We start from the raw sequence: 26990 nt of genomic DNA on the forward strand, positions 1-26990 counted from the left end.
CCTCACGCAGCTAAAGCTGCGGCGCCGGATCATCCTTTCGGCGCGATCACCAGTCGCTGCGCGTATGACAGTCGTATGCGGGTTGGTAGCACAAATATGCTTAACCCTATGCAATCCTTAATGATTCGGCATAATACACAGTGTGACCTTGGATTGGAGGTGCAAAGATGGAAACAATCAGCCTGCGCCTGGCACCGGAAACCTCGAAAAAGCTGCACCTAGAGGCCGGTAAATTGAGCGAGACCTGTGGCGAAACGGTCACCATTTCCGACCTGGTCCGCGCCTGCATCGGCGAAAAGCTCCCTCAGGTTTGCACGAAAGTCAGGAGCGAGCGGGCGGGGATTTCGGAACTGCGCGACGAGGTCGCGGCCCTCAGGGAGGACAACGCCCGGCTCCAGGAGGACGTGACAAACCTGGTGCAGACCCTGTCGAAAATCTTCCCGCTGCTTTCCACCCGGGAGCAGATCGACGCGCTCACGGAGGCGATCGAGGCCGTGTTCAAGGCGCTCAGGGAGAGGTGAAGCCATGACGGACAAGACCCCTAAGGACAGACTCCTGGAGGCATCAGGAACCAAGGTTCCCAAGGTGCGGGAAGGCGAGTTCTCCCCGGAGATGATGCAGAAACACCTGGAACAGATGCAGCGCACGGTGGAGACGGTGATGGCGGATGTGAAGTGCGCCGCAGCCGCCGCAAACGCCGCACAGGATAACGGCAAGCGCATCCTCGCCTTCTTCAACGATTATTCTCAGCAGAGGATGCCCCAGCAGATGCGTGAGGCCTTCGAGCAGGTGGCGCAGCAGGTGGTCAGGCAGACCTTTGCCCAGCTCGAGATGGAGATAGTAAATGCGACTGTCAAGGTTAACGAGATGGGCCGGGAGGTGTACAGGTGGACGTGGTTTTGGCTGCGCGACTTCGCCCTTTGCGCGGTCGCCATGGGGTTGATCGGATCGATGATGGTGCGCTGCACGTTGAACGGGAAATTGGAGCAGATGGACGAGGCGAAACAGTACGAGCTTTGGGGGCGCATGGTGGAGAAGAGGATTGCCCAGCAGCCCCCGGAGAAGCAAAAGAAGTTCCGGGCCTGGCTTGGAGTCCCCGGCGATGACCCCAAATGACTTTGCGTTTTGGACCAAAGCAGCCGGCAAAAACGCCGGCAGCTTGAGCGGTCCCAGCCCGTTCTGTGTGGGACGGCTGCGCCTGTGCTGCGCCGCCCCCCTCCGAACCGGCTTTGTTTTAGCAGGGCCCCGCTTCTTCCCCTTTTGCCTGCTTCTCGCGGTCAGTGCCCGAGCATCTTGATCCACCCCTTCGTCTCTGGTCCGTGGCAAGTTCGGCGATGGCGCCCCGGCCGATATCTGACTTGTTCAAATGCTGATCTCCTCTGTTCAACTGCAACTCCATTACTTCACATTACTTTTCGGTGTTGCTGCGCCTGCCTGTGCATTCCTAGACCTTAGCCTCCCACGTGGCGGATCTGGGTTTGTTCTGAAAGATCATGTAATTCTGCACTGTTATGCTTTTTTTAGAATTGACTAATTTTTGGCACCGATGTTGCCTCGATATTGAGAGATGTTAATTCGGATGGCTGCTTTCTGGCCGGGGGAGGTGGCGGATGAACACGTCTTTCAAGGTCATCAGGCGCAAGGAACTGTTGAATCTGACGGGGTTAAGCTACAGCACCCAGTGGAGGCTGGAAAAGGCTGGGCTGTTCCCTGCCAGGGTGAGGCTTGGGAGAGGCTCGGTTGGGTGGCGTCTCTCCGAGGTCGAGGCGTGGGTGCTCGGCCGGGAGCGGCTTTAAGCCGAACCGGGTTTGGCCGGCTTCGCCGCCGATGAGCGGGGCCGGCCTGCGGAGGATATGGCTGGAAGCGGTGGCAGCCTAGACCGTGCTTGCAGTCGTAATATGGTGTGAATACCTTGCCTCGCGTTGTGTTTGCGAGCCGTTTTGATAAGCTTGGAAACCGGAAAACGTGGGGTGTGCACCTCGAATAAAGGTTGCTTCAGAGGTTGCTTTTGCCCCAAAGCAGTTTTGTGGTCTTGAAATAATCAGGTCAACCAGCTGATATCACAGTGTATAATTACTTTGGGTTGGATTGGAGAAAGTTTATGTCTGAGATGACCTACCGTGACGCCATCAATTTGGCGTTGAAAGAAGAGATGCGGCGCGACAAGACGGTCGTCACCTACGGCGAGGATGTGGCGCTGTACGAGGGGGCCTTCAAGGTGACGCGGGGGCTTTTGTCGGAGTTCGGGGAGTTGCGGGTACGTGACTGCCCCATCTCCGAGAATACCATCGTCGGGGTCGCCGTGGGCGCCGCCATGGGTGGGGTCCGCCCGGTGGCGGAGCTGATGACGGTGAACTTCGCGCTGCTCGCCATGGACCAGATCGTGAACCACATGGCCAAGGTGCGCTACATGTTCGGCGGCCAGACCAAGGTTCCCATGGTGGTGCGTATGCCTGGCGGCGGGGGAAGCCAACTGGGCGCCCAGCACTCGCAGAGCCTCGAGAGCTACTTCATGCACTGCCCGGGCATGCTGGTCGCCTATCCCGCGACGCCGGCCGACGCCAAGGGGCTCCTGAAAAGTTCGATCCGCGACGACAACCCGGTCATCTTTCTTGAGCATGAGCTCCTCTACAACAGCAAGGGGGAGGTGCCGGACGATCCGGAGTTCCTGGTCCCCTTCGGCAAGGCATCCGTCATGAGGGAGGGGGGGCAGGTGACCCTGGTCGGCTATGGCAGGATGTCCACCCTGGCCCTGCAGGCCGCCCAGCAGCTGGAAAAGGACGAGATCTCCTGCGAGGTGATCGACCTGCGCACGCTGGTGCCGCTGGACATGGAGACGGTGCTCGCCTCCGTGCGCAAAACCGGTCGCGCCATGGTGATCGAGGAGTGCTGGAGGAGCGCGGGCCTTGGCGGCGACATCGCCTCCCGCATCTACGAGGGGTGCTTCGACACGCTGCTGGCGCCGGTGCGCCGCGTCTCCGGACTCGACGTGCCGATGCCCTATTCCCGAAAGATCGAGAAGCTCTGCATCCCGCAGCTGGAGGGGATCGTGCAGGGCGTACGCGACCTTCTTAACGAACCGTACTGAGGAGCCGCCATGAACGAGATCGTCATGCCTAAACTCTCCGATACCATGACCGAGGGGAGGCTGGTCAGTTGGAAGAAGCGGGTAGGGGATGAGGTGCGCCGCGGGGAGGTGATCGCCGAGGTGGAAACCGACAAGGCGAACATGGAACTGGAGGCCTTTGTGCCGGGGGTGCTGCTGGAGATCAGGGTGCAGCCTGGCGAAATGGTGCAGGTGGGGACGGTCATAGCTCTGGTCGGCAAGGCTGGAGAAAAGGCTGGCGGCACGCCGGGCGCTCCAACCGAGGCGGCGGCGCAGCAGCCGGAAGCGGGCCAGCAGGAAGCGGGGCAGCAGGAAGCGGGGCAGCAGGAAGCGGGCCAGCCGGAAGCGGGCCAGCCGGAAGCGGGGCAGCAGTCAGCGGCCGGTAGTGAGACCGCCGCTGGGCCACCGGCGAAAGGGGAGACGCTGGAAACGGTGCGTGGGCAGGGAACAGGAGCGCCCCGGGAGGCCGATGCGGGCGCCGAGCAGGGAGGCGCCGCCTCCACCATTGAGCCGGCCCGGGCGGAGGATCTCGCCGTTCAGGAGGGTGAACACCAGGCCCCGGCCGCGCCTCCTGTACCCGGTGAGGAAACGACCCAACCGGCGACCGAGTTGCCCGGCGCCGCCAAACAATATATACAGACCGGGGCTCCCTCTCCCGGTGGACCCGCTCCGGAAACGGCACCCCCGGGGAGAGAACGGGCCGCGCCGGTTGTGCGCCGCAGGGCCAGGGAACTGGGGATCGACTTGGCCCAGGTCCAGGGGAGCGGCCCAGAGGGGCGCATCCTGCTCCAGGACTTGGAAGGGGAGGGGCGCAAACCTTCGGGAGCTGTCGAGACCGCGCGTCCGGCACAGGCGCACGAGCAGCCCCAAGGGCAGGCTCAGCCGCAGCCTCAGGCGGGATCGCGGGCCCAGGGACCGAGACTGGTGCAGGAGGTGAAGGAGATGTCCAGACTCCGGGCGGCCGTGGCCAAGACCGTCGCCGAGTCGTGGGCGCACATCCCGCACTTCACGGTCACCATGGACATCGCCATGGACGAGGCGGAGTCGGTTCGGCGCCAGTTGAAGCAGGGGGGGGTGCGGGTCACCGTCAATGACATCATCGTCAAGGGGGTCGCGCTGGCGTTGACCAAGTTCCCGCAGCTGAACGCGTGCTTCGCCCAGGAGGGGTTGCAGTTCCACGGGGAGGTGAACGTCAGCGTGGCGGTGGGGGTACCCGAGGGGGTGCTCATGCCGGTGATCCATGGCTGCCAGGATCTTTCCCTTCCGGGAATCGCCCAGGAGGCCGACCGGCTGGTGCAGCGGGCCAGGTCCGGCGCCCTCACCGAGCAGGAGATGAGCGGCGGGACCTTCTCCGTGTCCAACCTCGGCATGTTCGAGGTGAGCAGCTTCAGCGCCGTCATCCCTCCAACCCAGGCGGGGGTGCTCGCGGTCGGGGCAGTGGTCGACGTTCCGGTGCTCCGCGCTGGCGTTTTGGCGAGCGCAAAGGTGATGAAGGTCACCCTCTCCGCGGACCACCGCGTGGTCGACGGTGCCTACGCGGCGCAGTTCCTCGTCGAACTGCGGGACGTGCTGGAAAACCCGGTGCGCCTGCTCATGTAAATAGAAAAGGGGCAGGCCTTTCGGCCTGCCCCGCCTCTTAGTGCTCTTCCCGGCTTTCCTTCAAAACCACCCCCCGCCCATCCACCCTCTGTCCCGCGTCTGTGCCGGCCCCGAATCGAAGTGTCCTCGCCCCGCCGTTTTTTTCATTATGACGCTAAAGAAAGGTCTTCATGAGCCGATAGGAAAAAGTGCTGCCGGACGCGACACTCCCAACGGGAAGCCTGACAGCACCAAAACCACACCAAAACTGGGGGAGAGCTATGAAGTGCTTGATAGTAGATGACGAGGCTTTTTGTCGTGACTTTGTCGCCACCTTGCTCAGCGCGACGGCGGACTGTCACCAGGCCAGCAGCGGCATGGAGGCTCTCGAAAAATATAACGCCGCGTTGGCATCAGACGAACCGTTCGACCTGGTGATCATGGACATCATGATGCCCGGAATGAGCGGCCACGACGCGGCCAAGGCGATCAGGCATATAGAGAAGGAACAAAAGCCTGCCAAGCGGGTGAACATCGTCATGCTGACCGCGCTGAACTCCTCCAACGACGCCATGGAGTCCTTCTGCAACGCGCAGTCGGCGGCCTACCTGGTGAAGCCGGTTTCCAAGGAGGGGCTCTTCAACGTGCTCTCCAAGCTCGGACTGATGAAGCGGTAAGGCCTTTCTGCGTGGGGTGGAACTGCGGTTGCCCAAGACAGGGATGCCGCAACTCCGCCCTGATCTCCTATGCCATCTTGAACTGGGTCACCAGCGTGCCCAGATCGTCCGAGAGCCCCGCCAGTTCGGCGGCGGCCATCGATGAGTCGTGGGACCCCTGGACCGTGAGCTGCACGATCTCTGAGATCCTCGTTATGTTGCCGGTGATCTCGCTGATGGTGGCCGTCTGCTCCTCCGCCGCCGTCGCGATCTGGTTGACCTGCATGCTGACCGCGTTGATCTGGTCCAGGATCTCCTGCAGCGCAGCCCCGGACTTGGCCGCTTCCTCCGTCCCCTGCTGCACCTCGCGCACTCCTTCTTCCATCGCCAACACCGCCCCCTTGGTTTCCCCTTGAATCGCCTTGATCATTTCCCCGATTTCCCGCGTCGCCTTCGTGGTCCGTTCAGCCAGGGCGCGCACCTCGTCGGCGACCACCGCGAAGCCGCGTCCCTGCTCACCGGCTCGGGCCGCCTCTATGGCGGCGTTGAGCGCAAGCAGGTTGGTCTGGTCGGCGATGTCCTCGATGGTCCCGACGATGGCGCCGATCTGGTCGGAACGCTCGCCGAGGCTTTCCACGGTATGGGAGGTGGCATTGACCCGGTCGGCGATCCGGTTCATCACCTCGACCGTCTGCGCCACCACTTGTGCACCGGTCTCAGCTGCGTTGCTGGCCTGTTTGGAGTTTCTGGCCGCCTCGTGACAGTTGAGCGCGATCTCGTTGGAGGTGGCCGACATCTGCTCGCTTGCCGTCGCCACGGTCTGGGCCTGGCATGCGACCTGCTCGGCGCCGCTCGCCATCTGCTCGGAACTGCGCTGCAGCAGGCACGACGACGCGGCGATGCCGCTGGATATGTCACTGGTACGGGTCACCACGTCCCGCAGATGCTGTAACATGCTGCCGATGGCGGCCATGAGCCGACCCGTTTCCGCCGCATCGTCGCCCTCGACCTTGGCGGTCAGGTCGCGTTGCGCGATGCGCGCGGCGGTAGCTACGGCAACTTGGAGGGGGGCGGTGATGCTCCTGTCAAGCCACAGGGCGCCGGCGAACGCGCCGCCGATGGCGACCAGCAGCAGCGCGAGGACCGCCAGCCGGGCTCCCCGCACGCTTGCCGGCGCCTGGGCCTGCATCGCCCCGCGCTCGGCCGTGGCAGCGTTTAGCTGCCCCAACGTTTCCTGGATCTCCCCACGGCGCACCTTAAGATCCCGCAATGCCTGGAGCGCCAGGTCCCGGTCCCCCATGTTTATCAGCTGTAACGCCCTGCTGCGAGCCGCTTGTGCGGCGGCAACCTTCGCGGACAGAGCCTGGAGCAGCGCCTTGTCCTTGTCCGTGGCTGGCGCAGCTTGCAGCTTGGCAACCTGGTCGGAAACCGATTTTTCAGCAGGCGCGGCGGCACTCAATTCGGAGCGGGCCCCCGTCATCCCCCCGGTCGCCAGCGCCTCTGCCAAGCGCTGTCCCGCGCCTGCGTTGGCGGTTCCTATTTCCGCGATGGTCCGCATCCGCGCCAGTCGTCCATCGACCTGGCTTGACGCGCTGTCGGCCGCGACACTCATGCCGTACAGGGCGGTTACTGCCAGTGCGACCGACAGTACGCTGCTGATGCCAAAACCGACGATGAGTTTCGCCCTGAGGTTCAAGTTCGTGCGCATCGGTTGCCTCCCTTGAGCTGCCACCTGTCGTGAAAATTAAAACAAATTCACAGTATAGGGTCGGATGCCGGCCTGTCAAGGCGGGGCGGTGACGGATGGCACCAGGCTTTTGGGTGTGCCGCTGTGTCAGAAACGGCGTCATTTGTCTTTGCAGGTGTCTCCCCATGTGTTAGGTTGCGCCAACAGGCCGGGCCTGAAATGACCGACAAGGAGTCAGCTGCATGGACGAGATCCTCAAAGAGGCTATTTTTCGGCAGGTTGAGCGGGAACCTTTCGCGCAGGCGTTGAAGATGACGCTGATACAACTCGAGGATGGATTTTCCGCGGTGGAGATGCCTTACGACGCGGAGGTGATGAACAACATGTTCGGACGGGCACACGGCGGCGCGATCTTCTCCCTCATCGACGAGGCCTTCGAGACCGTATGCCAGACCGTCGGCAGCGTCACCGTCGCCCTCAACGTGGCGGTGAACTACGTGGCGAGCCCGGAGTTTGGAGCGAGGCTCAGGGCTGAGGCGCGTGAGGTGAACAGCACCAGGAGAACGGCCAGCTATGACATAAAGGTCCACGACCAGGACGGAGTCCTTATCGCGGTCTGTCAGGCACTGGCATATCGCACGGGCAAACCGCTTCCTTTTCTCTGAGAGCATCGGCCGTGGCCGGAGAAAACACTCCGGCCAGCCGGTAGTGACAGGAACTCCCTGGCGGAGTTATAATGACCGTGGTCCGACTGAAACGCAGGGCGCTGGTCCAGACATGGACTTCATCTGATTGAGAGCCCTGACGGATGGGAAGTATCAGCCGGAAGAGGGAAAACCTGTAATGGTTGAGGAGGAGTTATGAGAAGAGCTTTTCTGATTCTCGTTGCGCTTTTGTCGATCGGCCTGTCGGGGCACGACGCCGCTGCACAGGTCAGCCTCAGCATCAACATCGGTCCGCCGGTTGTGGTCGGTGCACCGTCGGCCATGGTCATGGTGCCGGGGAGCAGCGTCTATTTCGCGCCCGGTTTCGACGTCGATATCTTCTTCTACGGAGGCTACTGGTGGTCGCCGCGCGGCGACCGCTGGTACCGTGCGGGGGACTACGACGGTCCGTGGCGCATGGTGTCACGCAGTTCGGTACCGCGCCAGGTGTACCGGGTGCCGAAAGAGTACCGCGAGATGTATGGCAAGGAACGTCACATCCCCTACGGTCAATGGAAGAAGGAACGGGGGGGACACGGCGATAGCCGCGGCCGCGGTCATGGCCGTGGCCATGACTAAGGCTCACCCCGACTGGACGATGGCGAGCCACCATGCGTAAAGCACCACCGAGGCGGTGGCCAGCGCGAGCAGGGCGTTGGCCAGGCGCCCCGGCCTGCCCAGGTATCCCACCAGCAGTTCAGCGACAAACCCCAGCAGACAGCCGAAAATGAAACCGAAGAGGTGGGCTCCCAGGTCGGTCCTTTCTCCTTCCGTGCCCAGAAGCACGAGCAGCGACAGCGCGGCGGCGATCGGGAGCGGCCAGCGCCTGCGCAGATGGTGCCGGTAGCGCATCATGGTGAGGGCGCCCAGGATGCCGACCGCGCCGAAGACCGCCGTGGAGGCACCCACCGAGGTGTGGCTGGGGAGCTGGACGTAGGCGTTGGCCAGGTTGCCGAGGACGCCGGAGGCGAGGAGCAGGGTCCAGGCGAGTCCGGAACCGAGGTCCCGGCAGAGGTAGATGATGAAGACCCCGCCGATGGCGAGGTTGCTGATCAGGTGCAGCGCGTCGGCGTGCAGGGTGAGGGCTGTCACCAGGCGCCACCACTCCCCCTTCAGGATCAGCCCGGCATGGGCGTTGCCGATGTCGAGCCAGTCGACCGGGTAGTGCCCCAATATCCTCAGGTCCAGGCTGGTCAGGTTGTGGAAGGTGGCCAGCAGGATCAGGATGGAGAGGGTGGGGAGGGTGTTTTCCTTCACGGGGTGCATCGGGGGCAAAAACGGCGGCCAGTTGCGGTTCTCCTCCACGTAGAGGTGCAGTTCACGGCAGGCGGCGTCGTAGTTCTCCGGGGCGACCCACACCTGCCACCCGCGCGGGCCCGGCTCCAGCCGACACTCGATGTAGCGGGATTCCAGCACCAGCGCCCAGACGCGGGCCTGGCGCAGGGAGAGCTTGCGCCCCCGCTCCTCGACCCGCCAGACCGGGACGATACGCCAATCATCCCGCGGCTCTACGCTATGATCCTGGTCCTCGGTCATGCCGGGCAGTATGTCAGATCCTTCCCGCGTAGTCACCAATAAAGGGGAGGCGCCGCCGCCGGTTTCCTCTTCTTGTCGCTCCATCTCGCTTTACCTGCAACGGCCTGCCGCGACAGCGGCTCCCGGCCCCCTTTCTTGACTATTTTTTCCGCAGTGCTACAAGAACCTAATGCTGACGCACGGTTAAATCAAGGGGCTGACGGAAAGATTGATCCCAAGGAGAAACGAGGATGCGATCGAGAGTCAGACTGACTAAAGCGGCGGTCCCACAAGTGATGCGGTTTGTCGGTGAAGCCCGTGGCGCTCTCCGCGGCAGGAGCCGTCACCCTTCACGCCGGTGGCCGATCAGGATGCGCTGGCATCGCCGGTTGATCCGCATCGGCAAGAGGAGGTACGTCAACATGATCAGCGAAAAGATACGGGATCTCGCCGAGCGGGTGGGGCATGCCTTCGTGGCGACCTGCGATACCGGCGGTCACCCGCACCTCGCGGCGGGGAAGGGGATCGCCCTGTTCGAGCCGAACCGGCTGGTTTTCGAGTCCTGGTTCTGTCCCACCACCATGAAGAACCTGCAGGACAACCCGCACGTCTCCGTGGTCATCGCCGACACTGACACGGGAAACGGTTACCAGTTCGTGGGGAAGGTTGAGAAGGCGACCGACACCGCGGTCTTGAACGGATATATCCCTGAGCTCGAGCCCGCCGGGCTGCCGCAGGTGCAGTGGAGGCTCGAGATCAGGGTAGAAGGGGTGATGGCATTTACCGCCGATGCTCATTCGGATCGTCCGCTGGGGTAGGGGGCGGGCGCATTGTTTCACTACCTCGTTTTGAGGAGCAGTTCCTCGGCCCTGGGCAGGTCTTCCTCCGCTACCTCGATCTCACCAGACACATCTTCCTTGGCAAGGCCGGTCACGCAATACTCGACCCCGCCCTGTTTCAGCACCGCCTCGACGCGGGCCAGTTCCGCTTCGCTCTTGGCATCGTAGAACTTCACCATGGTTCCATCCTCCTTGTTCGTCGCCGCGCCTTACAGGTGCGAGGGGGGCTGAACGGTCAGTTCCGCCTCTCGTGCCGCGCGTTCGCGGCTGATCCTGCTGCGTGGGCTTTCCAGGGCGCGGTCGATTGACCAACGGCCGGCGCCCCAGATCATGATGGTGGCCGCCACCGTAATCGCCAGCAGCTGAAACTCCACCCCCGGCGACAGTTGCTTGCCGCTCCAGGTGGTCAGAAAGCCGTTGCCGTAATCGAGCACCCCGAATGATGCCAGCATCACCAGGATCACGGCGGCGGCCGCGATACGTACGTAGGCTCCCAACATCAGCGCGATTCCTCCGAAGAACTGGGTCATGACGATCAGTACACCGACGATCTTGGGCAGCCCAAGCTGTGTGGTCATCACCGCCATGGCATGCTCAAACCCCAGTCCCCAGAACCATCCTAGCAGATTTTGGGCCCCGTGGAGAAACATCACGAGCCCCAGTCCAGCTCTCAGTATCGTGCCCGTCCAGCTGTCGTTGGTCAGCAGTAACCTTTCCATTGTTCGTCCTCCTTTAGTTGTCCTTGTCCTTTGGTTGCTTCACGTGGGTTGGTTCAGAGCGGCGCCGGGCAGGAAGTGCCCCCGGAATTTTGACTTAGCAAATTCTAATCACATCGCTTGCAAAAGCAAGAGAGTTCGCGGAACCGATGGTGCTGAGCCCTATCGCCTGCGGGCTACGTTATTTCGCGCAGGCCTGCGCCAGATTCAGCGTAAAGGCCGGACGCGCGTCCGCTGAGACCGCGTCGAGGCGCCGTGGCACCGCCGTGTCGCCGCGACCGCGGATTAAATTCACCCGGAAGTCGCGGCGAAATCTGGAAGAATTTCCGAAAGTTGGCCGGCGGCACCGCCAGCCGATTTTTAATAAAGCCATTGGTCATCCTCAGATGTGCGAACTTTGCACAATTTGGGCACGTTTTAGGCAGATAATATGGTCAAATGCCCACGGGGCGCGGTCATTATTCGATTGAATGCATTGGGGTGTGAAATGAAGAGAAGGGTCCTGATAGTTGATGATGTCGAAGACATCAGGGTGATGCTGCGCTACATGGTGGAGAAGGAAGGGCACATCATCGTGGCTGAGGCCGCCAATGGTGTCGAGGCCGTCGAGAAGTACCGCGAGCACCTTCCCGACATCACCATCATGGATATCGACATGCCTTTGATGACCGGGGTTGAGGCGGCTCGCGAGATCCGCGACATGGGCGGCAGCACGCGGATCGTCTTCTGCAGCGGGGGGTATTCCAAGTTCGAGACGCCTCCCCAGGAACTGCGCAGTGAAGGCAGCACTTTTTTGAGGAAACCATTTTTGCCCGCTCAGTTGTACCAGGCGCTGGCCGCCTGAGCTGCACCTTTCATGTGGTGATGCGAATGCTCTTGTAATGCAATGTTCTGTATTGGTTTCAATGGTTGTTATGCGATGAATTGTAATGTTTTGTTGTGATTTGGTGAATGCAATGTTCTTTTAAATGTTCCTTGCTTTGTTTTTATTTGATGGAGATCCTGGAGTTTTTGATGTTATGGCCGTTGAGGCCGCGAATGTTGTCTGATTATTTAGTTACTATAGTTGTGGTGAGTGGGAGCCCCTTTTCGGCTCCCATTTTTTTATCCAATGGCCGTGTCCCGGTCCCGCTTTGACATGCGTCGCGTCGCCAGTCGGCCCGGTGGTGTTCAGCCGATACCAATTTGATGTATGCGATTTGCCCCTGCTTGTGCTAGGGTAGTGTTTTGCCAAACGGCGGCCGTCACTGCGTCTGGCCAAGAGAAATACAATGAATGGTAGGGATGGGTATTTCATCATGACCACAGAACATCTGCAAAAAGTTACCGACCAGCTTGCCAAGCTCCACGGTCACGCCTATTTCCGGGTGGAAGAGGGCGTGCTCAAGGAGTGCCTGACCGGGATGATCCTGGAGGCCGTAGAAGGTGACCTCGCCGAGCAACTGGCAACCGGCGCCTTCGATCTCGAGGTGAGTATCGGCGTCCAGGAAGGGGATAGCGAACCGACCGTCGATTATCGTGTCGATCGGCCCGGTGTGGTCTATCGCTCCGATACCCCGGTCTCGCGCCTCAGCGTTGCCGCGCTGGAGGACCTCGGCCGTTACCTGGAGCAGTTGTCGCAGCTTGCCCAGGCGGCGCCGTCTGTTGAGGAAAAGGGGGCCGTCGGCAACATCGTTCGCAAGAAGCAGGACCACGACCACCACGAGCAAGAGGCGGCCGCTGCGCGGCTCAAGGTCACTCCGCAGTGGCTGAAAAGCGTGGTTCCCTGCACCGATTACAGCTACGACGAGATCGACGGCAAGAAATACATCAGGGAGTACTACTGGTCCCGCGAGCTGATCGAGCGCCTCTTCAAGATAAAATCGAGCAAGACCACCCCCGAGGACCTGCAATACGTCGCCACGGAGTGTTGCGACGGCGATACCGATTGGGCGCGCGACCTGATCGCCCGGCTCAAATCGCCCAACCGTCCCGAGCAGCAGCAAAAAGAGCAGCCGCAGAAGAACCAGCCTCAGAAGGAAAAGGAGAAGGGGGGGCAGCAGCAACAGCAGGCCAAGCCGGCACCCGGAGAGCGCCCCCGCGGCCGTTCCCGGCACAGAAAGTCGTCCCGGCACGGCAAGGACGGCGCCCGCAAGTCCGAGGGCGCGGCCGAGGCGAAGAAACCTTCGTAAACCTCCACGCTGAGCCCTCACCACGGCCCTCTCACCCAGGGGGGTGATGTGGGCGCCAGGCGCATAAACGCACGTATCCGTATCAACGGGAAAAGGTCCTCCTCGGTGCACGAGGGGGACCTTTTCCTTTTTTGCCTGGTGGCAGCGGGATGGCCTCTCTTGCTGGCCCCTTGCCTGCTGCAAAAACGTGCCGCAGCGCGCCTTACTGCTCGCGCAGGTACCGGGCGAAGGCGGTGTCGACCTTCTTGATGTGCTGGATGAGCCAATCGGCGAGGGTCCTGTTGGTCTTGATCACCAGGGGGAGAGTCGCCCCCTCGTCGCGGAAGGAGCGGGTCAGCTTGGCCACGTCGGCCATGAAAGCGACGTGCTGCGACTTGTGCGCGGGGTAGTCGGGATAGTCGCTGCGCTTTTGCAGTTCCTCCTCGGCCGCGAAATGCTCTTTCACGTAGTCCTCAAGGAAGAGCAGCAGCTTCAGGACCTCTTCGTTTCCTTTCCCCTCGTTACAGGCGGCCAGCAGCCGGTCGAACCTCCTGAAGATCTCCTTGTGCTGGTCGTCGATTTCGGTGACGCCGATGGCCAGGTCGCTGGTCCACTCGATGTTCATGTCTCGCTCCTTTTATCTTTTGGGTGTTCTCGCGTGCACCGGTCGTGAGACCTTTGGCCGCGACAGCGTCATTGCTCGTTATCAGCGGGGGCGAGAGGATCCACCCCGGGCAGTTCTATTTCGAAGCAGGTCCCCATCCCCGGGGTGCTCGACACCCTGATGTCGCCGCCGTGGTCCTTGACGATGCCGTAGGAGACCGAGAGGCCGAGACCGGTGCCGGTGTCCTTGGTGGTGAAGAAGGGGGTGAAGATCTTCTCCAGGTGCTCGGGGGAGATCCCCTTGCCGGTGTCGCGGATCTCCACGATGCAGCCGTGGCCCGGGCCGTGCCGGCGCGTGGTCAGCCTCAGCGTCCCGCCCTCCGGGAGCATGGCCTGCACCGCGTTCAGGATGATGTTGCTGAACACCTGCCGCAACTGGTCGGTATCCCCGGTGACCGGCCCCAGGTTCAGGTCGTACTCCCACTTCACCGAGACTGCGTCCATGGGGACCTGGTGCCGGATCTGGTTCACGATGTCGTCCAGCACCTCGTGCACCATGAACTGGCGCTGGTTCAACGACTTCTGGCGCGCGAAGGTCAAAAGGTTGCCGACGATCTTCGCCATGCGCTCGGTCTGCTGGCTGATGATCTCGACTTCCTCCCGGTTGGGGTGCTCGGTGGGGAGGCACATCTCCAGCACCTCCGTGTTGCCGCGGATGATGGCGAGCGGGGTGTTGATCTCGTGCGCGACGCCGGCGGCGACGATGCCGAGGTCGGCCAGCTTCTCGGCGCGCGCCAGGTCCGCCTGGGTCTGCGCGAGGAGCTTGGTCTTGTCGGAGAGCTGCGCGGTGCGCTCCTCGATCTTCAGCTCAAGGGCGCGGTGCAAAAGGCCGATCTCGGCCTCCTGGCGCCCGAGCGCACGGGTCATCAGGTTGAAGGCCTCGGCCAGGTCGCCCACCTCGTCGGTCGAGGAAACCTCGATCTGCAGGTCGCGCTCGCCGCGGGCCACCCGGTGCGCCAGCTTCTCCAGTTCCTTGATCGGGCGCGCGAGGAGCGTGCCGATGAAGCCGGAAACGGCGATGCCGATCAGCGAGGTGATGAAGAGCACCAGGTACAGGATCGAGTTGACGCTCTTTTGCATGTGGGTGTACGGCTTTTCCAGCATCCCGACGTAGAGCGAGCCGATCGCCTTTCCCTGCAGGTCGATGATCGGCTCGTAGGCCGTGAAGTACCAGTCGTTCACCACGAAGGCGCGGCCGATCCACTTCTTCTTCTCCTGGATCACCTGCTTGTAGACCTGCTCGGAGACCCGGGTGCCGATCGCCCTGGCGCCGTCGGTGGTGCGCACGTTGGTCGCGATGCGGGTATCCCCGAGGAAGACGGTGGCGCTTCCCACGTCGGTCCCCTTGAACTGCACCCCCTCGTAGACGATCTCCTTGATCTTGTCCACCAGTGCATTGTTGTTGTTGAGCAGGATGCCGCCGTAGAGGGCGCCGATCACGGTCCCCGAGCTGTTTCTGAGCGGAAAGGCGGAAACCATCATCATCCCCGAGCGCTCGGTCTTGTCGGCGCGCGGCCGGGCGTGCGGCGTGGAGACGAGGGGAATGGTGGCGCGGTTGGTGAGGGCTATCCCTTCCTTGCCCAGCTCGTCCGGGGTGAGCACGGTGGTCCCGGTGACGGCGATACCCTTGAGCGCCTGTTCCACGAAGTAGGTGGACTGGCGGTCGTTTTTGAGCTGCGGGCTGTGGGCGCGAAAGAGCACCTTGCCCGAGGCGTCAACGGCGGTGAGGATGTCGAGGTGCTTGTTCTCCATGCGGGTGCGCAAGAGAGACTGGATATTCTTCTCGCCGGCCACGATGGAGTTGGCGTTGTAGGGGTTGGTCGCGGTGAGATCCATCAGCTCGCGGATCCGCTCTAGTTCGTTTCGGTACACCTCGCGTGCCGAGTTGAGGTCGGTGCGCACCTTTTCCTGGGCCTGGCTCGCGATCTTGTCGTTGATGATGTAGAGGCCGGCCAGGGAGCAGATGAAGAAGGCGACGAACAGGGGGGCGACGGAGCCGACGGTGAGTTTGGCCCGGATCGGGAAACGCCTGAGCATCAGCGGGCTCCCTCGTCTTCCAGGCCGTACTCCTCGATCTTGCGGTCCAGGGTGCGCCTGGCGATCTCGAGGATCTTGGCGGCGCGGCTTTTGTTGTTGCCGGAGGCCTTGAGGACGTGCAGGATGTGCTCGCGCTCCACGGTCTCAAGCGAGACCAGGCGCTTGCCGCCGTCCTGCCTTGATTCGGGAAGCTGAGGGGGGGTGCGCCAGACCGGCAGGGTCTCGGCGGTGATGGTGGTGCCGCGAGTCAGGATGGCGGCGCGTTCGATGGCGTTCTCCAACTCGCGGATGTTGCCGGGCCAGTTGTACGATTTCAAAAGCTGCATGGCCTCGCGGGTGAAGTCGGTGATCTCCCGCTTCATGCGCGCCGCGTACTTGGCCAGGAAGTGCCGCGCCAGGAGCTCGATATCCTCGCCCCGGTCGCGCAAGGGGGGAAGGTGCAGCGAGATCACGTTGAGCCGGAAGAAGAGGTCCTCGCGGAAGCGCTTCTGGCGCACCTCCTCCTCGAGGTCCTTGTTGGTCGCCGCCAGGAAGCGGATGTCGACGCTCTTGGCCTTGGTGTCGCCGACCGGGATGAAGTCCCCCTCCTGGAGCACGCGCAAGAGTTTCGCCTGGATGGCCGGGCTCATGTCGCCCACCTCGTCCAGGAACAGCGTGCCGTGGTTGGCCGCTTCCAGGAGCCCCTTCTGCGCGGTGATGGCCCCGGTGAAGGCGCCCTTGACGTGCCCGAAGAGCTGGCTTTCCAGCAGGGTGTCCGAGAGGGCCGCGCAGTTGATGGTGAGGAAGCGCTCCTTGGCCCTGGGGCTGTTGTTGTGGATCAGGCTGGCGACCAGCTCCTTGCCGGTGCCTGACTCCCCGAGGATCACCACGTTGGACTCGCTCTGGGCCACCAGCATGGCCATGTCGTGCACGCGCCGGAAGCTCTCCGAGGTGAAGATGAGCGGGGTCGCCGCCGAGGGGATGCCGAGCTCGTCCTTGAGCGCGCTGTTCTCCTTGAGCAGCTCCTTGCGCTCCAGGACCTTTTCCAGGATGCCGAAGATCTTTTCCTTGGGGAAGGGCTTGGTGACGTAGTCGTAGGCGCCGAGCTTCATCGCCTCGATGGCCGAATTGATGGAGGCGTAGGCGGTCATCATGACCACCGGGACGTCCAGTTTCATCCTCTTCACGCGCTGCAGTATCTCGAGGCCGTCCAGGTCGGGCATCTTCACGTCGAGGAGCATCAGGTCGCCGTCGTCAAGCCCCCGGTTTTCCAGGCAGCTCATCAGGGAGGTGCCGGAGCTGAACACCTCGAGCTCCAGCCCCTTGGCCGATAGAATCTTGCTCAGGTACCTGAGGATCTCGACCTCGTCGTCGCAAATGATCACCTTGCCGTTATACATATTCTCTGTCACCTGTAGTCGTGGGGCGGCTGCGCTGATGGCGCGCCGCGCGGCGCTGGGAGCGGCCCCGGATTGTGTAGACACCGCATCACTATCTTTCGCCGGAGCGGCTCTTGTCAAGGGAAAACCTGATCGGGCACGGCTCTCGCGCCACTCTACGTCCCCCCCAGGAGAGGGTGCCCGCAGGGTCTTTAAGGGGAGCTTCTCGAGGCCGTCCAGCTCTCTCCTCTTGGGAAAATCTGGATTCATATCCGGTGCGAGCTGTTCGACGGCATACCGCAACTGTCTCAGCATCGCCTTGACTCGCAAAGGTATAGATAATACCACTTTGTCCTTTGAATAACCATATTATGTAGGAATTATGTTAATCTGCCCGGTACAGAATCGGTACAGATATTGGTGTCATAGCCACAAAATTTCTGGGGCAGGGAGCTTTCATGATTTTTTTTGCTATTCTTTTTAAAGCATTACTGTGGATCGTCGCATTCCGTTCGGCCCTCAAGGCGGACGCACGGGGCATGCTGCTGCGTGCCCTGGCCATCGCCGTGACACTGTCGGTGGTGGACAGCTTCAGCGTGGCGGCCAACCTGCGCCTTTCCGCGCACCTGCTCACCCTGTTTCTTTACCTGCTCATGTCTTTCAGTCTCATTCCCGCCGCGTGGAAGATCCGGAACGGCCTTGTTTCCCTGGCCTGCGGCACCGTGGGGACGCTGGGCGCGCTGGCCGGGGTGAATTTCACGATGGATCTCTTGCGCGGCCTGGTTCCGCTTCTGAACCGCTAGCCGTCCGTTTTACGACTGATATACTGCTCCGGTCGCCCGAACCGGCCCCATGGAGGACCTCATGCGTCTCGTTGCTTCTTTGTTGCTGTTTTCTCTTGCCCTGGTGGCCTCGCCGGTTTCCGGCTGGTCTGCCTCGGACCAGGTCCACCTGTCCAAGGGACAGACGGTATACGTCCCCGTCTACTCCAACGTCTTCACTGGTCCGCGCAGCCTGCCGTACCAGTTGGCCGCCACCCTCAGCATCAGGAACACGGACATGGATTCCTGGCTGCGCATCACCGCGATCGACTACTACGACACCAGCGGGAAGCTCTTGCGCCACTACCAGGACAGGCCGCTGTCCCTCGCGCCGCTCGCCAGCACCTATGTCCACATCGAGGAGAAGGACGTGGCGGGGGGCTTCGGCGCCAACTTCATCGTGAAATGGCAGGCCGACCGCACCATGAACGCCCCCATCATCGAGTCGGTCATGATAGGGGCCACCTCCGGCCAGGGCATCTCCTTCGTCAGCCCCGGCCAGGTGATCCGCCCGGGCATGAGGTAGTCCGCCGCCGCGCCCCAGTTCTGGAGGGACAGCCGTGATCGCACCGGGGAACCGCCAGCGCAACCGCCCCGACCAGCCAGCGCCGCCTCAGGTCCCCTGGCACAGTCTCGAGCCGTCCGAGGTCTATGCCCGCCTGGAAAGCGGCGCGGGGGGGCTCGATCCTACTGAGGCGGCGCGGCGCCTCGCCGTCTTCGGCGCCAATGAACTGACCGCGACCAAGCCGCTCTCGCCCTGGCCGGTCTTTTTCCGGCAATTCAAAAACGTCCTCATCGTCATCCTGTTCGTCGCGGCCCTTCTTTCCGCCGTGCTGGGCCATGCCGTCGAGGCTCTCGCCATCGCCGTCATCGTCCTGTTCGCCGCGCTGCTCGGCTTCTGGCAGGAATACCGGGCCGAGCGGGCCCTGGAGGCGTTGCGCCGCATGGCGGCGCCGGATGCCGCCGTGGTGCGGGGGGGGAGCGAGGTCACGGTGCCGGCGCGGGACCTGGTGCCGGGTGACCTGCTGCTGTTGCGTGCCGGCGACCGGGTCGCCGCCGACGTGAGGTTGACCGAGTCCTTCAACCTGCAACTGGACGAGGCTTCGTTGACCGGTGAATCGCTTCCTGTCGACAAGCAGGTGGCGGTCCTGCCGGGCGAGGCGACGCCGCTCGCCGAGCGCCACAACATGGCGTACGCCGGGACGGTGGTGAGCTACGGGCGCGGGGCCGGGGTGGTGGTCGCCACCGCCATGCGCACCGAGTTCGGCGGCATCGCCCGTATGATCTCCGACATCCAGAGCGGGAGGACCCCGCTGCAGGAAAGCCTGGACCGGGTAGGAAACCTCCTGGCGCGCGCCGCCCTGGTGGTCGTCGCCGTGATCTTCGCCGCAGGCCTGCTGCGCGGCGAACCGTTGGTGGAGATGCTGCTGTTCGCCGTCGCGCTCGGCGTCGCGGCGGTCCCCGAGGCGCTGCCCGCCGTGGTCACCATCTCCCTTGCCCTGGGCGTGCAGCGCATGGTGCAACGCCACGCCCTGGTGCGCCGCCTGGCCGCCGTGGAAACCCTTGGCAGCACCACGGTGATCTGCTCCGACAAGACCGGGACCCTCACCAGGGACGAGATGACCGTGCGCAGCTGCCATTGCGCCGGCCGCTGGTATGAAATTTCCGGCGCGGGTTACGCTCCGGAGGGTGAGGTGACCGGGCGGGGGAGTGGGGGGGAGCCCTCCTCCGTGCTCGAGGAGCTCTTTCGCGCTGCCCTGCTCGCCAGCGACGCGCGGGTCGTGTGGGATCAGGACGCGGGACGCTGGCAGGCACAGGGGGATCCCACCGAGGCCGCGCTCGTAATCGCGGCCGCCAAAGTTGGCCTGGAGCGGGACCAGGTGGTCGCCCGCTATCCACGGCTGGACGAGATCCCGTTCAGTTCCGAGCGAAAGCTCATGACCACGCTGCACCTCGAAGGCTCGGCCCTGTCCGCCTGCGCCAAGGGCGCGCCCGAGGTGGTTCTCGCCGCCTGCGGCACGGAGCTGACCGAGGCGGGTGTGCGCCCTCTTGACGCCGAGGCTGCGGAGCGCATCGCCGGCGCCGCGCGTGAGATGGCCGCGAAGGCGCTGCGCGTGCTCGCGGTAGCCCGCAAAGAGGGGACCAGCCGCGCCGAGGCCGAGAGCGACATGACCTTTCTCGGGCTGGTCGGCATGATCGATCCTCCCCGCCCGGAAGCCGGCCTCGCCATAGAGACGTGCCGCGAGGCCGGCATCACGCCGGTCATGATCACCGGCGACCATCCCCTCACGGCCGGGGCCGTGGCGCGGGAGTTGGGACTGCTCGGCGCAGGGCGCGTCGTCACCGGGGCGGAACTGGAGGCCATGGACGATGCCACCCTGGAGCGCGAGGTCGAAACGATCCGGGTCTACGCCCGCGTCTCCCCGGCGCACAAGCTCCGGGTGGTCGCCGCCCTGCAAAAGAACGGTCACGTGGTCGCCATGACCGGGGACGGTGTCAACGACGCCCCGGCGCTCAAGAAGGCGGACATCGGCATCGCCATGGGCGTCACCGGCACCGCGGTCAGCAAGGAGGCCGCCGCCATGACCCTGACCGACGACAACTTCGCTTCCATCGTGGCCGCGATCGAAGAGGGGCGGGCCATCTTCGACAACATCAAGAAGTACCTGATGTATCTGCTCTCCTCGAACACCGGGGAAATCGGGCTCATGGCCGGCGCCATGCTGGTCGGGCTGCCGCTCCCCTTGAGCGCGGTGCAGATCCTGTACGTGAACCTCGCCACGGACGGTCTGCCCGCCCTGGCGCTCGCGGTCGACCCGGCTGAGCCCAACCTGATGCGCCGCCCCCCGCGGGACGCCGCGCGCGGCATCTTCAGCCGAACCGTGGTCACCCTGATCCTCGTCGGCGGCGCCTGGACCGCCCTGGCGAACCTGGCCCTTTTCGCCTGGGCGCGCTCCGCCGGTCGCTCCGATAGTGAGTCGATGACCATGACGTTCGTGTCGCTGGTGCTGATCCAGTTCTTCAACGCGTACTGCTTCCGTTCCGAACGGGATACCGTGTTTCGGAAACCCTTCGCCAACAGGTGGCTGAACCTCGCCGTGTTCTGGGAGGTCTGCCTGCTGCTCGTCGTGGTATACCTGCCGGCGCTGCACCGTCCCTTGGGCACGTTCTCCTTGACAGGCGCCGACTGGGGACCCATCATTCTTGCCTCCGGCTCGGTCATCCCGGTGCTGGAACTGGCGAAGCGCCTGTCGCGACGCCGGGTTGCATGATTCAAGGGGAATGGCTCGACGCCGGCTAGGCTGCCGGCGGCCGGGGGCCGCTCCCGATCCACATAAAGAGAGGTTTCATGGATTTTCACGCTTTACGCGACATCGTCGTTCTTTTCGGGCTGGCCCTGTTCACCGTGGTCGTGCTGCGCAAGCTGAAGCTCCCTTCCATCATCGGTTTCCTGATCACCGGCCTCCTCGCCGGCCCCTACGCCCTCGGCTTCATCAGGAACACCCACCAGGTCGAGCAGATGGCGGAATACGGCGTGGTGCTCCTTTTGTTCACCATCGGCATCGAGTTCTCCCTGAAGGAACTGATGCGCATCCGCCACATGGTGCTGATCGGCGGCGGACTGCAGCTCGTCCTGACCATCGCGGCCGTGGCGGGCCTGGGTACGGCTGGAGGATTCCCCACCTCGCAGGCGATCTTCTTCGGGTTCCTGGTGGCGCTTTCCTCGACGGCCATCCTGATGAAGCTCATGATGGATGCCGGGGAGATCGACACCCCGCAGGGGAAGGCGGCCCTCGGCATCCTCATTTTCCAGGACCTCTGCATCGTCCCCCTCATGCTGTTCACCCCCTTCCTCGCCGGCGGCGGTGGGGGGCTGGCCCAGATCGGCATCGTCTCCGCCAAGGCCGCGGCCGTCATCGTCGGCGCCCACTACGGTGCCCGTTTCGCGGTGCCGTGGCTTTTCGAGCAGGTGGTGAAGACCAGGAGCCGCGAACTCTTTGTCCTCTCCATCATCTTCATCGGCATGGGCACCGCTTGGCTCACCGCCCAGGTCGGCCTGTCGCTCGCGCTCGGCGCCTTCATCGCGGGGCTCGCCATCTCCGAGTCCGAGTACAGCCACCAGGCGCTGAGCGACATCATGCCGTTTCGCGAGGCCTTCATGAGCCTCTTTTTCATCTCGGTGGGGATGCTCTTGAAGCCGGCCATCGTGCTCAAGTTTCCCCTGGTCCTGATCGGCCTGGTACTGTCCATCATCCTGGTGAAGGCACTGCTCACCTCCGTGGTCGGCGTCGCGCTCGGCCTCCCCATGCGCATCGCGCTGATCGCGGGGCTCTCCCTGGCCCAGATCGGGGAGTTTTCCTTCGTGCTCTCCCGAAGCGGCCTGCAGTACGGGCTCCTCACCCCGGAGACCTACCAGCTGTTCCTGGCGGCCTCCATCGCCACCATGGCGCTCACGCCGCTGTGCATGAAGGTGGCCGGGCCGGCCGCGGCGTTTCTGGCCGCCACGCTGCCGCATCGCTGGACCCGTGGCCGCAGCAGCCTCGCCCAAAACGGCGACAAGGTGAGCTACAAGGACCACGTCATCATCGTCGGGTACGGCGTGAACGGGCGCAACCTGGCCCGGATCCTGAAGAACCTGGAGATCCCGCGCGTGATCGTCGAGACCAACCCGTTCACGGTGCGCAGCCTGAAAAAGGAAGGTGAGGAGATCATTTTCGGCGATGCCTCCAAGCCCGAGATCCTCGAGCACGCCGGCATAGCCGACGCCCGCATCATCGTGGTCGCCATCTCCGACGCCGCCGCCAGCAGGCGCATCGCGGCGCAGGCCAGAAAGATGCACCCGTCGATCCACGTCATCGTGCGCACCCGCTACCTGCTGGAGATGGAGCCCCTGTTCCGGCTCGGCGTGAACGAGGTGATCCCCGAGGAGTTCGAGACCTCGGTGGAGATCCTGTTCCGCGTGCTGAAGCGGTTCCTGATCCCGCAGGACGTCATCGAGGATTGCATCGCCGACGTCAGGCGCGACGGTTACGAGATGCTGCGCAGCGTGAGCAAGCGCCACAGCCACGCTGTGGGGATCGCGGGTTTTCTTTCCGGCGCCGAGATCGGGAGCTTCCGGGTGCGCAAAAACGCCCCCATCGAGGGGGAGAGCCTCAGGGGAGGGATGTTGCGCTCCCGCTCCGGCGCCACGGTGGTCGCCATCAAGAGGGGAGAGGAGATCAGGGCCAACCCCGACCCGGTCTGGGAATTCCGGGAGGGGGACACCGTGCTCCTGCTGGCCACCCCCGAGCAGATGCGCGCCGCCGCGAAGCTTTTCGAACCGGCCTGAGGTCCGCGCTGTAGGGTGTTCTCCCCAGGCAAGGTGCGTGCTTTGGTGAGCCGCACCGGTAGGGACGAATGATCATTCGCCCGTCCACCCTCGCGTTCCCCGCTTCAGTAACGCACCCGCCATGCCGAAACGTGTAAAATACACCGGCCTCCTTCGACCGGTCACCTAAACAGCAAAAGGAGTTCTCGCTTATGCACGACGACGAAAAGAATATCCTTTGCCCCCAGAACGTCAGCGAGCTGGAGGCGCTCCCCATGAGCGCCGACGGCCTCGTCAAGGATTTCATTCACCACTACTTTCACCACCTGGGGCGCGACAAGTACTGCCGCAACATCCGCTATCACTACCAGGCCATCGCCTACACCGTCCGGGAACGCCTGATCGAGCGCTGGAACAACACCCGTTACGCGTACATCAACGCCAACACCAAGACGGGGTACTACCTTTCGCTCGAATTCCTGATGGGGCGGGCCCTGGGCAACGCCGTGCTCAACCTCGGGCTGGACGAGCCTGCCGCCGAGGCGATGCAGCAGCTCGGGCTGCGCCTCGAGGAGCTCGCCGACCAAGAGATCGACGCGGGCCTTGGCAATGGCGGTTTGGGCCGTCTGGCGGCCTGCTTCCTGGACAGCTGCGCCACGCTGCAGCTTCCCGTCATGGGGTACGGCATCCGATACGAATACGGCATGTTCCGCCAGCGCATCGAGGACGGCCGCCAGGTCGAGGAGCCCGACCACTGGCTGCGCGACGGCAACCCCTGGGAGATGGAGCGCCCCGAGTACACCCAGCGGGTCCGCTTTGGCGGGCGCTGCGAGACCAGGCGCAACGAGGACGGCACGGTGAGCTACTGCTGGCTCGACACCCACGCCGTGCTGGCGGTTCCCTACGACCTCCCCATCCCGGGCTACCGTAACGGGACCGTGAACACCCTGAGGCTGTGGAAGGCAGCCGCCACCGACGCCTTCGACCTGGAGGAGTTCAACGCGGGGAGCTACACCGAGTCTGTCGCCATGAAGAACGAGGCGGAGAACATCACCATGGTGCTCTACCCCAACGACGCCAGCGAGAACGGCAAGGCGCTCCGGCTCCGCCAGCAGTACTTCCTGGCCTCGGCGAGCCTGCAGGACGTCCTGCAGCGCTGGATCTCCCGTCAGGGCAAGGTCTTCGACCACTTCGCCGAGCGCAACTGCTTCCAGCTGAACGACACCCACCCAAGCTGCGCCGTCCCCGAGCTGATGCGCCTGCTCATGGACGAGCAGGGGCTATCATGGGACGAGGCCTGGCAGATCACCACGAGGACCATGGCCTATACCAACCACACCCTGCTCCCGGAGGCGCTGGAGAAGTGGTCGGTGCAACTGTTCAGGCAGCTTTTGCCGCGCCTGCTCGAGATCATCCTGGAGATCAACGCCCGTTTCCTGGCGGAGGTCTCCAGCCGCTGGCCCGGTGACGGCGACCACCTGCGTGACATGTCCATCATAGAGGAGGGGGAGGTGCAGCAGGTGCGCATGGCCTACCTCGCCATCGTCGGGAGCTTCTCGGTGAACGGCGTGGCCGCCCTGCACTCCGAGCTCCTGGTGCAGGGGCTGTTCCGCGACTTCTACGAACTGTGGCCGGAGAAGTTCAACAACAAGACCAACGGCGTCACGCCGCGCCGCTGGCTCGCCCGCTGCAACCCCGGTCTCACCCGCCTGCTCGCTTCCAGGATCGGGGACGGCTTCGTCGCCGACCTCTCCAACATCTCGGACGCGGCGCGTTTCGCCGATGACCCCGACTTCCGCCGCGCATGGCATGAGGTGAAAAGAGCCAACAAGGAGCGGCTTGCTGTCCTGGTGCAGGAGCAGTGCGGCGTCACCTTCAAACCCGACAGCCTGTTCGACGTGCAGGTCAAGAGGATCCACGAGTACAAACGCCAGCTCTTGAACGTGCTGCACGTGATCCACCTCTACGACCGCATCAAGTGCGGCGATACCGAGGGGTGGACCGACCGCTGCGTGCTGATCGGCGGCAAGGCCGCGCCCGGCTACCACATGGCGAAGCTGATCATCAAGCTGATCAACAACGTGGCCCGCGTGGTGAATGACGACCCGGTGGTGGGGGACCGGCTCAAGGTGGCCTTCCTCCCCAACTACCGTGTCACCGCCATGGAGGTGATCTGCCCCGGCACCGACCTCTCCGAGCAGATCTCCACCGCCGGCAAGGAGGCCTCCGGCACCGGCAACATGAAGTTCATGATGAACGGCGCCATCACCATCGGCACGCTGGACGGAGCCAACATCGAGATCAGGGAGGAGGTGGGCGACGAGAACTTCTTCGTCTTCGGCCTCACCGCAGAGGAGGTGGAGCGGGAGCGCCGCAACTACAACCCCGCCGGCATCGTCGCCGCCGACCCCGACCTGGAGCGGGTCATGCAGCTTCTCGCCAGCGGGCACTTCAACATGTTCGAGAAGGGGATCTTCGAGCCCATCGTCAAGGCGATCCTGAGCCCGCACGACCCCTGGATGGTGGCCGCCGATTTCCGCAGCTTCGTCAGGGCGCAGCGAAAGGCCGCGCAGGCCTACCAGGACCGCGACGCCTGGGTCCGGATGAGCATCGTCAACAGCGCCCGCAGCGGCAAGTTCTCCACCGACCGCACCATAACCGAGTACAACGAGGGGATCTGGCACCTCACGCCGGTGGCCCCGCCGCAAGAGTAGCGGTACCGTAGCCAGGGGTCAGCAACTTCTTCTCAAGATTCAGCAAGGGGTGCCGATATGTCACCCAGGTATCGGAGGCAGGCAGTCCGGCGTGGCGGGCCCGATGACCCGGGCGGCGGGGCCAAGCCGCCATAACGTAGTGACACATTCATGCAACCCCCGGAGGAAATAAATGTCTACCGCGAATTTGCCGATCAAAAAGGGTGAGTCGAGCAGCGAACTGATCCAGTTGGTGAGCTTCAACCTGGGCGCCGAGGAGTACGCCGTCGAGGTGCTGAAGGTGCGCGAGATCATCAGGATGACCCCGATCACCCATATCCCGAACACCCCCCCCAGCGTGGAGGGGATCATAAACCTCAGGGGCAAGGTGATACCGATCATCTCGCTCCGGAACCGGTTCAGCATGTGCAGTACCGACGACGACCAGCACACGCGGATCATGGTCATGGACATCGACGGCAAGCTCATGGGCTTCATCGTCGACGGCGTTTCCGAAGTGATCAGGATTTCCAGCGGCGAGATCCAGCCCCCGCCCAGCATCGCCGCCGGCGGCGTGGACCAGGACTTCATCTGCGGCGTCATCAAGCATGGCGAGCAGTTGCTGCTCATGCTGCAGCTTGACCGCATGTTCACCAGCGCCGAGCAGGACGCTTTCTCCAGTTTCGGGTAGCTGTAGTACAAACCAAGGCAAGGGGAGGGGGCGAGACCTCCTCCCCTTGTCGCTTCTCTTCCCTTACGTTGTCCTCCTCTAGCCCCCGCCTTTTACTTCAACCTCAGCCATCGCTGGTACCGTCGATGCAACCTTCAGTCTCGGCGACATCGCCCGCGTTGACGGTGCAATCTTTGCCTCCGGCGATGAATCGTCAGCGGCGGCGATTCCACCTTTAGGCGCCTGCTGAAACGGCGGGAGAATGACAGATGTGTAAAGCTGTAAAGGAAATCGACGCAAGTTTCGCCAAAAAATGTCGATAAGTTTAACAGCTCGAGGTGCCGGTCCCGGCAGGGACGGTTTCCCTCTTAACGTCGCGGGATCCTCCCTGTCTTTCCGGCCTCTTGCGGGGGCGAGGGGCGTCGACCGTTACAGGAACTCATGGCACCGTATATGCTGACGTTCAGGTAAGTCGGCGGTGGTTCCTTT

General features: G+C 63.3%; 24 protein-coding genes. 17 read left to right on the plus strand and 7 right to left on the minus strand.

Going from position 1 to position 26990, the window contains the following annotated elements:
* Positions 1 to 167: 167 nt before the first annotated feature.
* The 6 genes from KOL99_RS12540 (at position 168) to KOL99_RS12565 (ending at position 5361) form a co-directional block, all read left to right on the plus strand.
* Complete coding sequence (locus KOL99_RS12540) at positions 168 to 521, plus strand: hypothetical protein (RefSeq protein ID WP_216510797.1); 354 nt, start codon at positions 168 to 170, stop codon at positions 519 to 521.
* 4 nt (positions 522 to 525) lie between these two features.
* Positions 526 to 1116 (plus strand): hypothetical protein, encoded by a 591-nt coding sequence (locus tag KOL99_RS12545; RefSeq protein WP_216510798.1) that lies wholly within the window; start codon positions 526 to 528, stop codon positions 1114 to 1116.
* Positions 1117 to 1610: 494 nt separating this feature from the next.
* Positions 1611 to 1796, plus strand: a complete 186-nt coding sequence (locus KOL99_RS12550; protein WP_216510799.1) for a helix-turn-helix transcriptional regulator — start codon at positions 1611 to 1613, stop codon at positions 1794 to 1796.
* 305 nt (positions 1797 to 2101) lie between these two features.
* Positions 2102 to 3088, plus strand: a complete 987-nt coding sequence (locus tag KOL99_RS12555) for an alpha-ketoacid dehydrogenase subunit beta (RefSeq protein WP_216510800.1) — start codon at positions 2102 to 2104, stop codon at positions 3086 to 3088.
* Between the two features lie 9 nt (positions 3089 to 3097).
* Positions 3098 to 4705, plus strand: coding sequence for a dihydrolipoamide acetyltransferase family protein (locus KOL99_RS21805; protein WP_216510801.1), 1608 nt, complete (start codon positions 3098 to 3100; stop codon positions 4703 to 4705).
* A 260-nt stretch (positions 4706 to 4965) separates the two neighbouring features.
* Positions 4966 to 5361, plus strand: a complete 396-nt coding sequence (locus KOL99_RS12565) for a response regulator (RefSeq protein WP_216498868.1) — start codon at positions 4966 to 4968, stop codon at positions 5359 to 5361.
* Positions 5362 to 5428: 67 nt separating this feature from the next.
* Here KOL99_RS12565 and KOL99_RS12570 read toward each other — a convergent pair whose 3' ends face one another.
* Positions 5429 to 7048 (minus strand): methyl-accepting chemotaxis protein, encoded by a 1620-nt coding sequence (locus tag KOL99_RS12570; RefSeq protein ID WP_236026079.1) that lies wholly within the window; start codon positions 7046 to 7048, stop codon positions 5429 to 5431.
* Between the two features lie 221 nt (positions 7049 to 7269).
* Here KOL99_RS12570 and KOL99_RS12575 point away from each other — a divergent pair, with 221 nt between their 5' ends.
* Together KOL99_RS12575 and KOL99_RS12580 are read left to right on the plus strand one after the other, a co-directional pair.
* Positions 7270 to 7692, plus strand: coding sequence for a PaaI family thioesterase (locus KOL99_RS12575; RefSeq protein ID WP_216510802.1), 423 nt, complete (start codon positions 7270 to 7272; stop codon positions 7690 to 7692).
* A gap of 195 nt (positions 7693 to 7887) precedes the next feature.
* Positions 7888 to 8310, plus strand: a complete 423-nt coding sequence (locus tag KOL99_RS12580) for a hypothetical protein (RefSeq protein ID WP_216510803.1) — start codon at positions 7888 to 7890, stop codon at positions 8308 to 8310.
* Between the two features lie 3 nt (positions 8311 to 8313).
* On the opposite strand, the gene KOL99_RS12585 is transcribed toward KOL99_RS12580, so the two are convergent.
* On the minus strand, positions 8314 to 9351 hold the full coding sequence (locus tag KOL99_RS12585; RefSeq protein ID WP_236026081.1) for a rhomboid family intramembrane serine protease: 1038 nt from the start codon (positions 9349 to 9351) through the stop codon (positions 8314 to 8316).
* Between the two features lie 317 nt (positions 9352 to 9668).
* Between KOL99_RS12585 and KOL99_RS12590 the strand changes: the two genes are divergently transcribed.
* The gene (locus KOL99_RS12590) at positions 9669 to 10064 is read left to right on the plus strand and encodes a pyridoxamine 5'-phosphate oxidase family protein (protein ID WP_216510804.1); all 396 of its coding nucleotides are present in this window, start codon (positions 9669 to 9671) and stop codon (positions 10062 to 10064) included.
* 20 nt (positions 10065 to 10084) lie between these two features.
* Here KOL99_RS12590 and KOL99_RS12595 read toward each other — a convergent pair whose 3' ends face one another.
* A complete protein-coding gene (locus KOL99_RS12595; RefSeq protein ID WP_216510805.1) occupies positions 10085 to 10264 on the minus strand; it encodes a hypothetical protein in 180 nt (59 codons plus the stop codon).
* Between the two features lie 30 nt (positions 10265 to 10294).
* A complete protein-coding gene (locus KOL99_RS12600; protein ID WP_216510806.1) occupies positions 10295 to 10804 on the minus strand; it encodes a DoxX family protein in 510 nt (169 codons plus the stop codon).
* Positions 10805 to 11288: 484 nt separating this feature from the next.
* On the opposite strand from KOL99_RS12600, the gene KOL99_RS12605 reads away from it, so the two are divergent.
* Entirely contained in the window at positions 11289 to 11645 is a 357-nt protein-coding gene (locus KOL99_RS12605) for a response regulator transcription factor (RefSeq protein WP_216510807.1), read from the plus strand.
* Positions 11646 to 12072: 427 nt separating this feature from the next.
* Positions 12073 to 12972: a hypothetical protein gene (locus KOL99_RS12610; RefSeq protein ID WP_236026083.1), complete on the plus strand. Its 900-nt coding sequence runs from the start codon at positions 12073 to 12075 to the stop codon at positions 12970 to 12972.
* A 202-nt stretch (positions 12973 to 13174) separates the two neighbouring features.
* Here KOL99_RS12610 and KOL99_RS12615 read toward each other — a convergent pair whose 3' ends face one another.
* From KOL99_RS12615 to KOL99_RS12625, 3 genes are all read right to left on the minus strand, one after another.
* Entirely contained in the window at positions 13175 to 13576 is a 402-nt protein-coding gene (locus KOL99_RS12615; protein WP_216510808.1) for a bacteriohemerythrin, read from the minus strand.
* Between the two features lie 68 nt (positions 13577 to 13644).
* Complete coding sequence (locus KOL99_RS12620) at positions 13645 to 15651, minus strand: cache domain-containing protein (RefSeq protein ID WP_216510809.1); 2007 nt, start codon at positions 15649 to 15651, stop codon at positions 13645 to 13647.
* Positions 15651 to 17030, minus strand: a complete 1380-nt coding sequence (locus KOL99_RS12625; RefSeq protein WP_216510810.1) for a sigma-54-dependent transcriptional regulator — start codon at positions 17028 to 17030, stop codon at positions 15651 to 15653. The genes KOL99_RS12620 and KOL99_RS12625 overlap by 1 nt, the downstream gene beginning before the upstream one ends.
* A 518-nt stretch (positions 17031 to 17548) precedes the next feature.
* Between KOL99_RS12625 and KOL99_RS12630 the strand changes: the two genes are divergently transcribed.
* From KOL99_RS12630 to KOL99_RS12655, 6 genes are all read left to right on the plus strand, one after another.
* Positions 17549 to 17812 carry a hypothetical protein gene (locus KOL99_RS12630; RefSeq protein ID WP_216510811.1) on the plus strand — a complete coding sequence of 88 codons (264 nt, stop codon included), beginning with the start codon at positions 17549 to 17551 and terminating at the stop codon, positions 17810 to 17812.
* Between the two features lie 61 nt (positions 17813 to 17873).
* Positions 17874 to 18356, plus strand: coding sequence for a DUF3124 domain-containing protein (locus KOL99_RS12635; RefSeq protein WP_216510812.1), 483 nt, complete (start codon positions 17874 to 17876; stop codon positions 18354 to 18356).
* Between the two features lie 34 nt (positions 18357 to 18390).
* Entirely contained in the window at positions 18391 to 21102 is a 2712-nt protein-coding gene (locus KOL99_RS12640) for a cation-translocating P-type ATPase (protein ID WP_328760253.1), read from the plus strand.
* A 77-nt stretch (positions 21103 to 21179) separates the two neighbouring features.
* Positions 21180 to 23159 (plus strand): monovalent cation:proton antiporter family protein, encoded by a 1980-nt coding sequence (locus tag KOL99_RS12645; protein WP_216510813.1) that lies wholly within the window; start codon positions 21180 to 21182, stop codon positions 23157 to 23159.
* Positions 23160 to 23350: 191 nt separating this feature from the next.
* Complete coding sequence (locus KOL99_RS12650; RefSeq protein ID WP_216510814.1) at positions 23351 to 25852, plus strand: glycogen/starch/alpha-glucan phosphorylase; 2502 nt, start codon at positions 23351 to 23353, stop codon at positions 25850 to 25852.
* Between the two features lie 172 nt (positions 25853 to 26024).
* Positions 26025 to 26522, plus strand: coding sequence for a chemotaxis protein CheW (locus tag KOL99_RS12655; RefSeq protein WP_216510815.1), 498 nt, complete (start codon positions 26025 to 26027; stop codon positions 26520 to 26522).
* Positions 26523 to 26990 lie beyond the last annotated feature (468 nt).

Source organism: Geomonas azotofigens (genome assembly GCF_018919395.1).
Lineage (GTDB): Bacteria > Desulfobacterota > Desulfuromonadia > Geobacterales > Geobacteraceae > Geomonas > Geomonas azotofigens.

Excerpts from the sequence above, each read along its gene's own strand:
- KOL99_RS12540 (WP_216510797.1), top strand. The coding sequence starts at position 168 with ATGGAAACAATCAGCCTGCGCCTGGCACCGGAAACCTCGAAAAAGCTG.
- KOL99_RS12545 (WP_216510798.1), top strand. The coding sequence starts at position 526 with ATGACGGACAAGACCCCTAAGGACAGACTCCTGGAGGCATCAGGAACC.
- KOL99_RS12550 (WP_216510799.1), top strand. The coding sequence starts at position 1,611 with ATGAACACGTCTTTCAAGGTCATCAGGCGCAAGGAACTGTTGAATCTG.
- KOL99_RS12555 (WP_216510800.1), top strand. The coding sequence starts at position 2,102 with ATGTCTGAGATGACCTACCGTGACGCCATCAATTTGGCGTTGAAAGAA.
- KOL99_RS21805 (WP_216510801.1), top strand. The coding sequence starts at position 3,098 with ATGAACGAGATCGTCATGCCTAAACTCTCCGATACCATGACCGAGGGG.
- KOL99_RS12565 (WP_216498868.1), top strand. The coding sequence starts at position 4,966 with ATGAAGTGCTTGATAGTAGATGACGAGGCTTTTTGTCGTGACTTTGTC.
- KOL99_RS12570 (WP_236026079.1), bottom strand. The coding sequence starts at position 7,048 with ATGCGCACGAACTTGAACCTCAGGGCGAAACTCATCGTCGGTTTTGGC.
- KOL99_RS12575 (WP_216510802.1), top strand. The coding sequence starts at position 7,270 with ATGGACGAGATCCTCAAAGAGGCTATTTTTCGGCAGGTTGAGCGGGAA.
- KOL99_RS12580 (WP_216510803.1), top strand. The coding sequence starts at position 7,888 with ATGAGAAGAGCTTTTCTGATTCTCGTTGCGCTTTTGTCGATCGGCCTG.
- KOL99_RS12585 (WP_236026081.1), bottom strand. The coding sequence starts at position 9,351 with ATGGAGCGACAAGAAGAGGAAACCGGCGGCGGCGCCTCCCCTTTATTG.
- KOL99_RS12590 (WP_216510804.1), top strand. The coding sequence starts at position 9,669 with ATGATCAGCGAAAAGATACGGGATCTCGCCGAGCGGGTGGGGCATGCC.
- KOL99_RS12595 (WP_216510805.1), bottom strand. The coding sequence starts at position 10,264 with ATGGTGAAGTTCTACGATGCCAAGAGCGAAGCGGAACTGGCCCGCGTC.
- KOL99_RS12600 (WP_216510806.1), bottom strand. The coding sequence starts at position 10,804 with ATGGAAAGGTTACTGCTGACCAACGACAGCTGGACGGGCACGATACTG.
- KOL99_RS12605 (WP_216510807.1), top strand. The coding sequence starts at position 11,289 with ATGAAGAGAAGGGTCCTGATAGTTGATGATGTCGAAGACATCAGGGTG.
- KOL99_RS12610 (WP_236026083.1), top strand. The coding sequence starts at position 12,073 with ATGAATGGTAGGGATGGGTATTTCATCATGACCACAGAACATCTGCAA.
- KOL99_RS12615 (WP_216510808.1), bottom strand. The coding sequence starts at position 13,576 with ATGAACATCGAGTGGACCAGCGACCTGGCCATCGGCGTCACCGAAATC.
- KOL99_RS12620 (WP_216510809.1), bottom strand. The coding sequence starts at position 15,651 with ATGCTCAGGCGTTTCCCGATCCGGGCCAAACTCACCGTCGGCTCCGTC.
- KOL99_RS12625 (WP_216510810.1), bottom strand. The coding sequence starts at position 17,030 with ATGTATAACGGCAAGGTGATCATTTGCGACGACGAGGTCGAGATCCTC.
- KOL99_RS12630 (WP_216510811.1), top strand. The coding sequence starts at position 17,549 with ATGCTGCTGCGTGCCCTGGCCATCGCCGTGACACTGTCGGTGGTGGAC.
- KOL99_RS12635 (WP_216510812.1), top strand. The coding sequence starts at position 17,874 with ATGCGTCTCGTTGCTTCTTTGTTGCTGTTTTCTCTTGCCCTGGTGGCC.
- KOL99_RS12645 (WP_216510813.1), top strand. The coding sequence starts at position 21,180 with ATGGATTTTCACGCTTTACGCGACATCGTCGTTCTTTTCGGGCTGGCC.
- KOL99_RS12650 (WP_216510814.1), top strand. The coding sequence starts at position 23,351 with ATGCACGACGACGAAAAGAATATCCTTTGCCCCCAGAACGTCAGCGAG.
- KOL99_RS12655 (WP_216510815.1), top strand. The coding sequence starts at position 26,025 with ATGTCTACCGCGAATTTGCCGATCAAAAAGGGTGAGTCGAGCAGCGAA.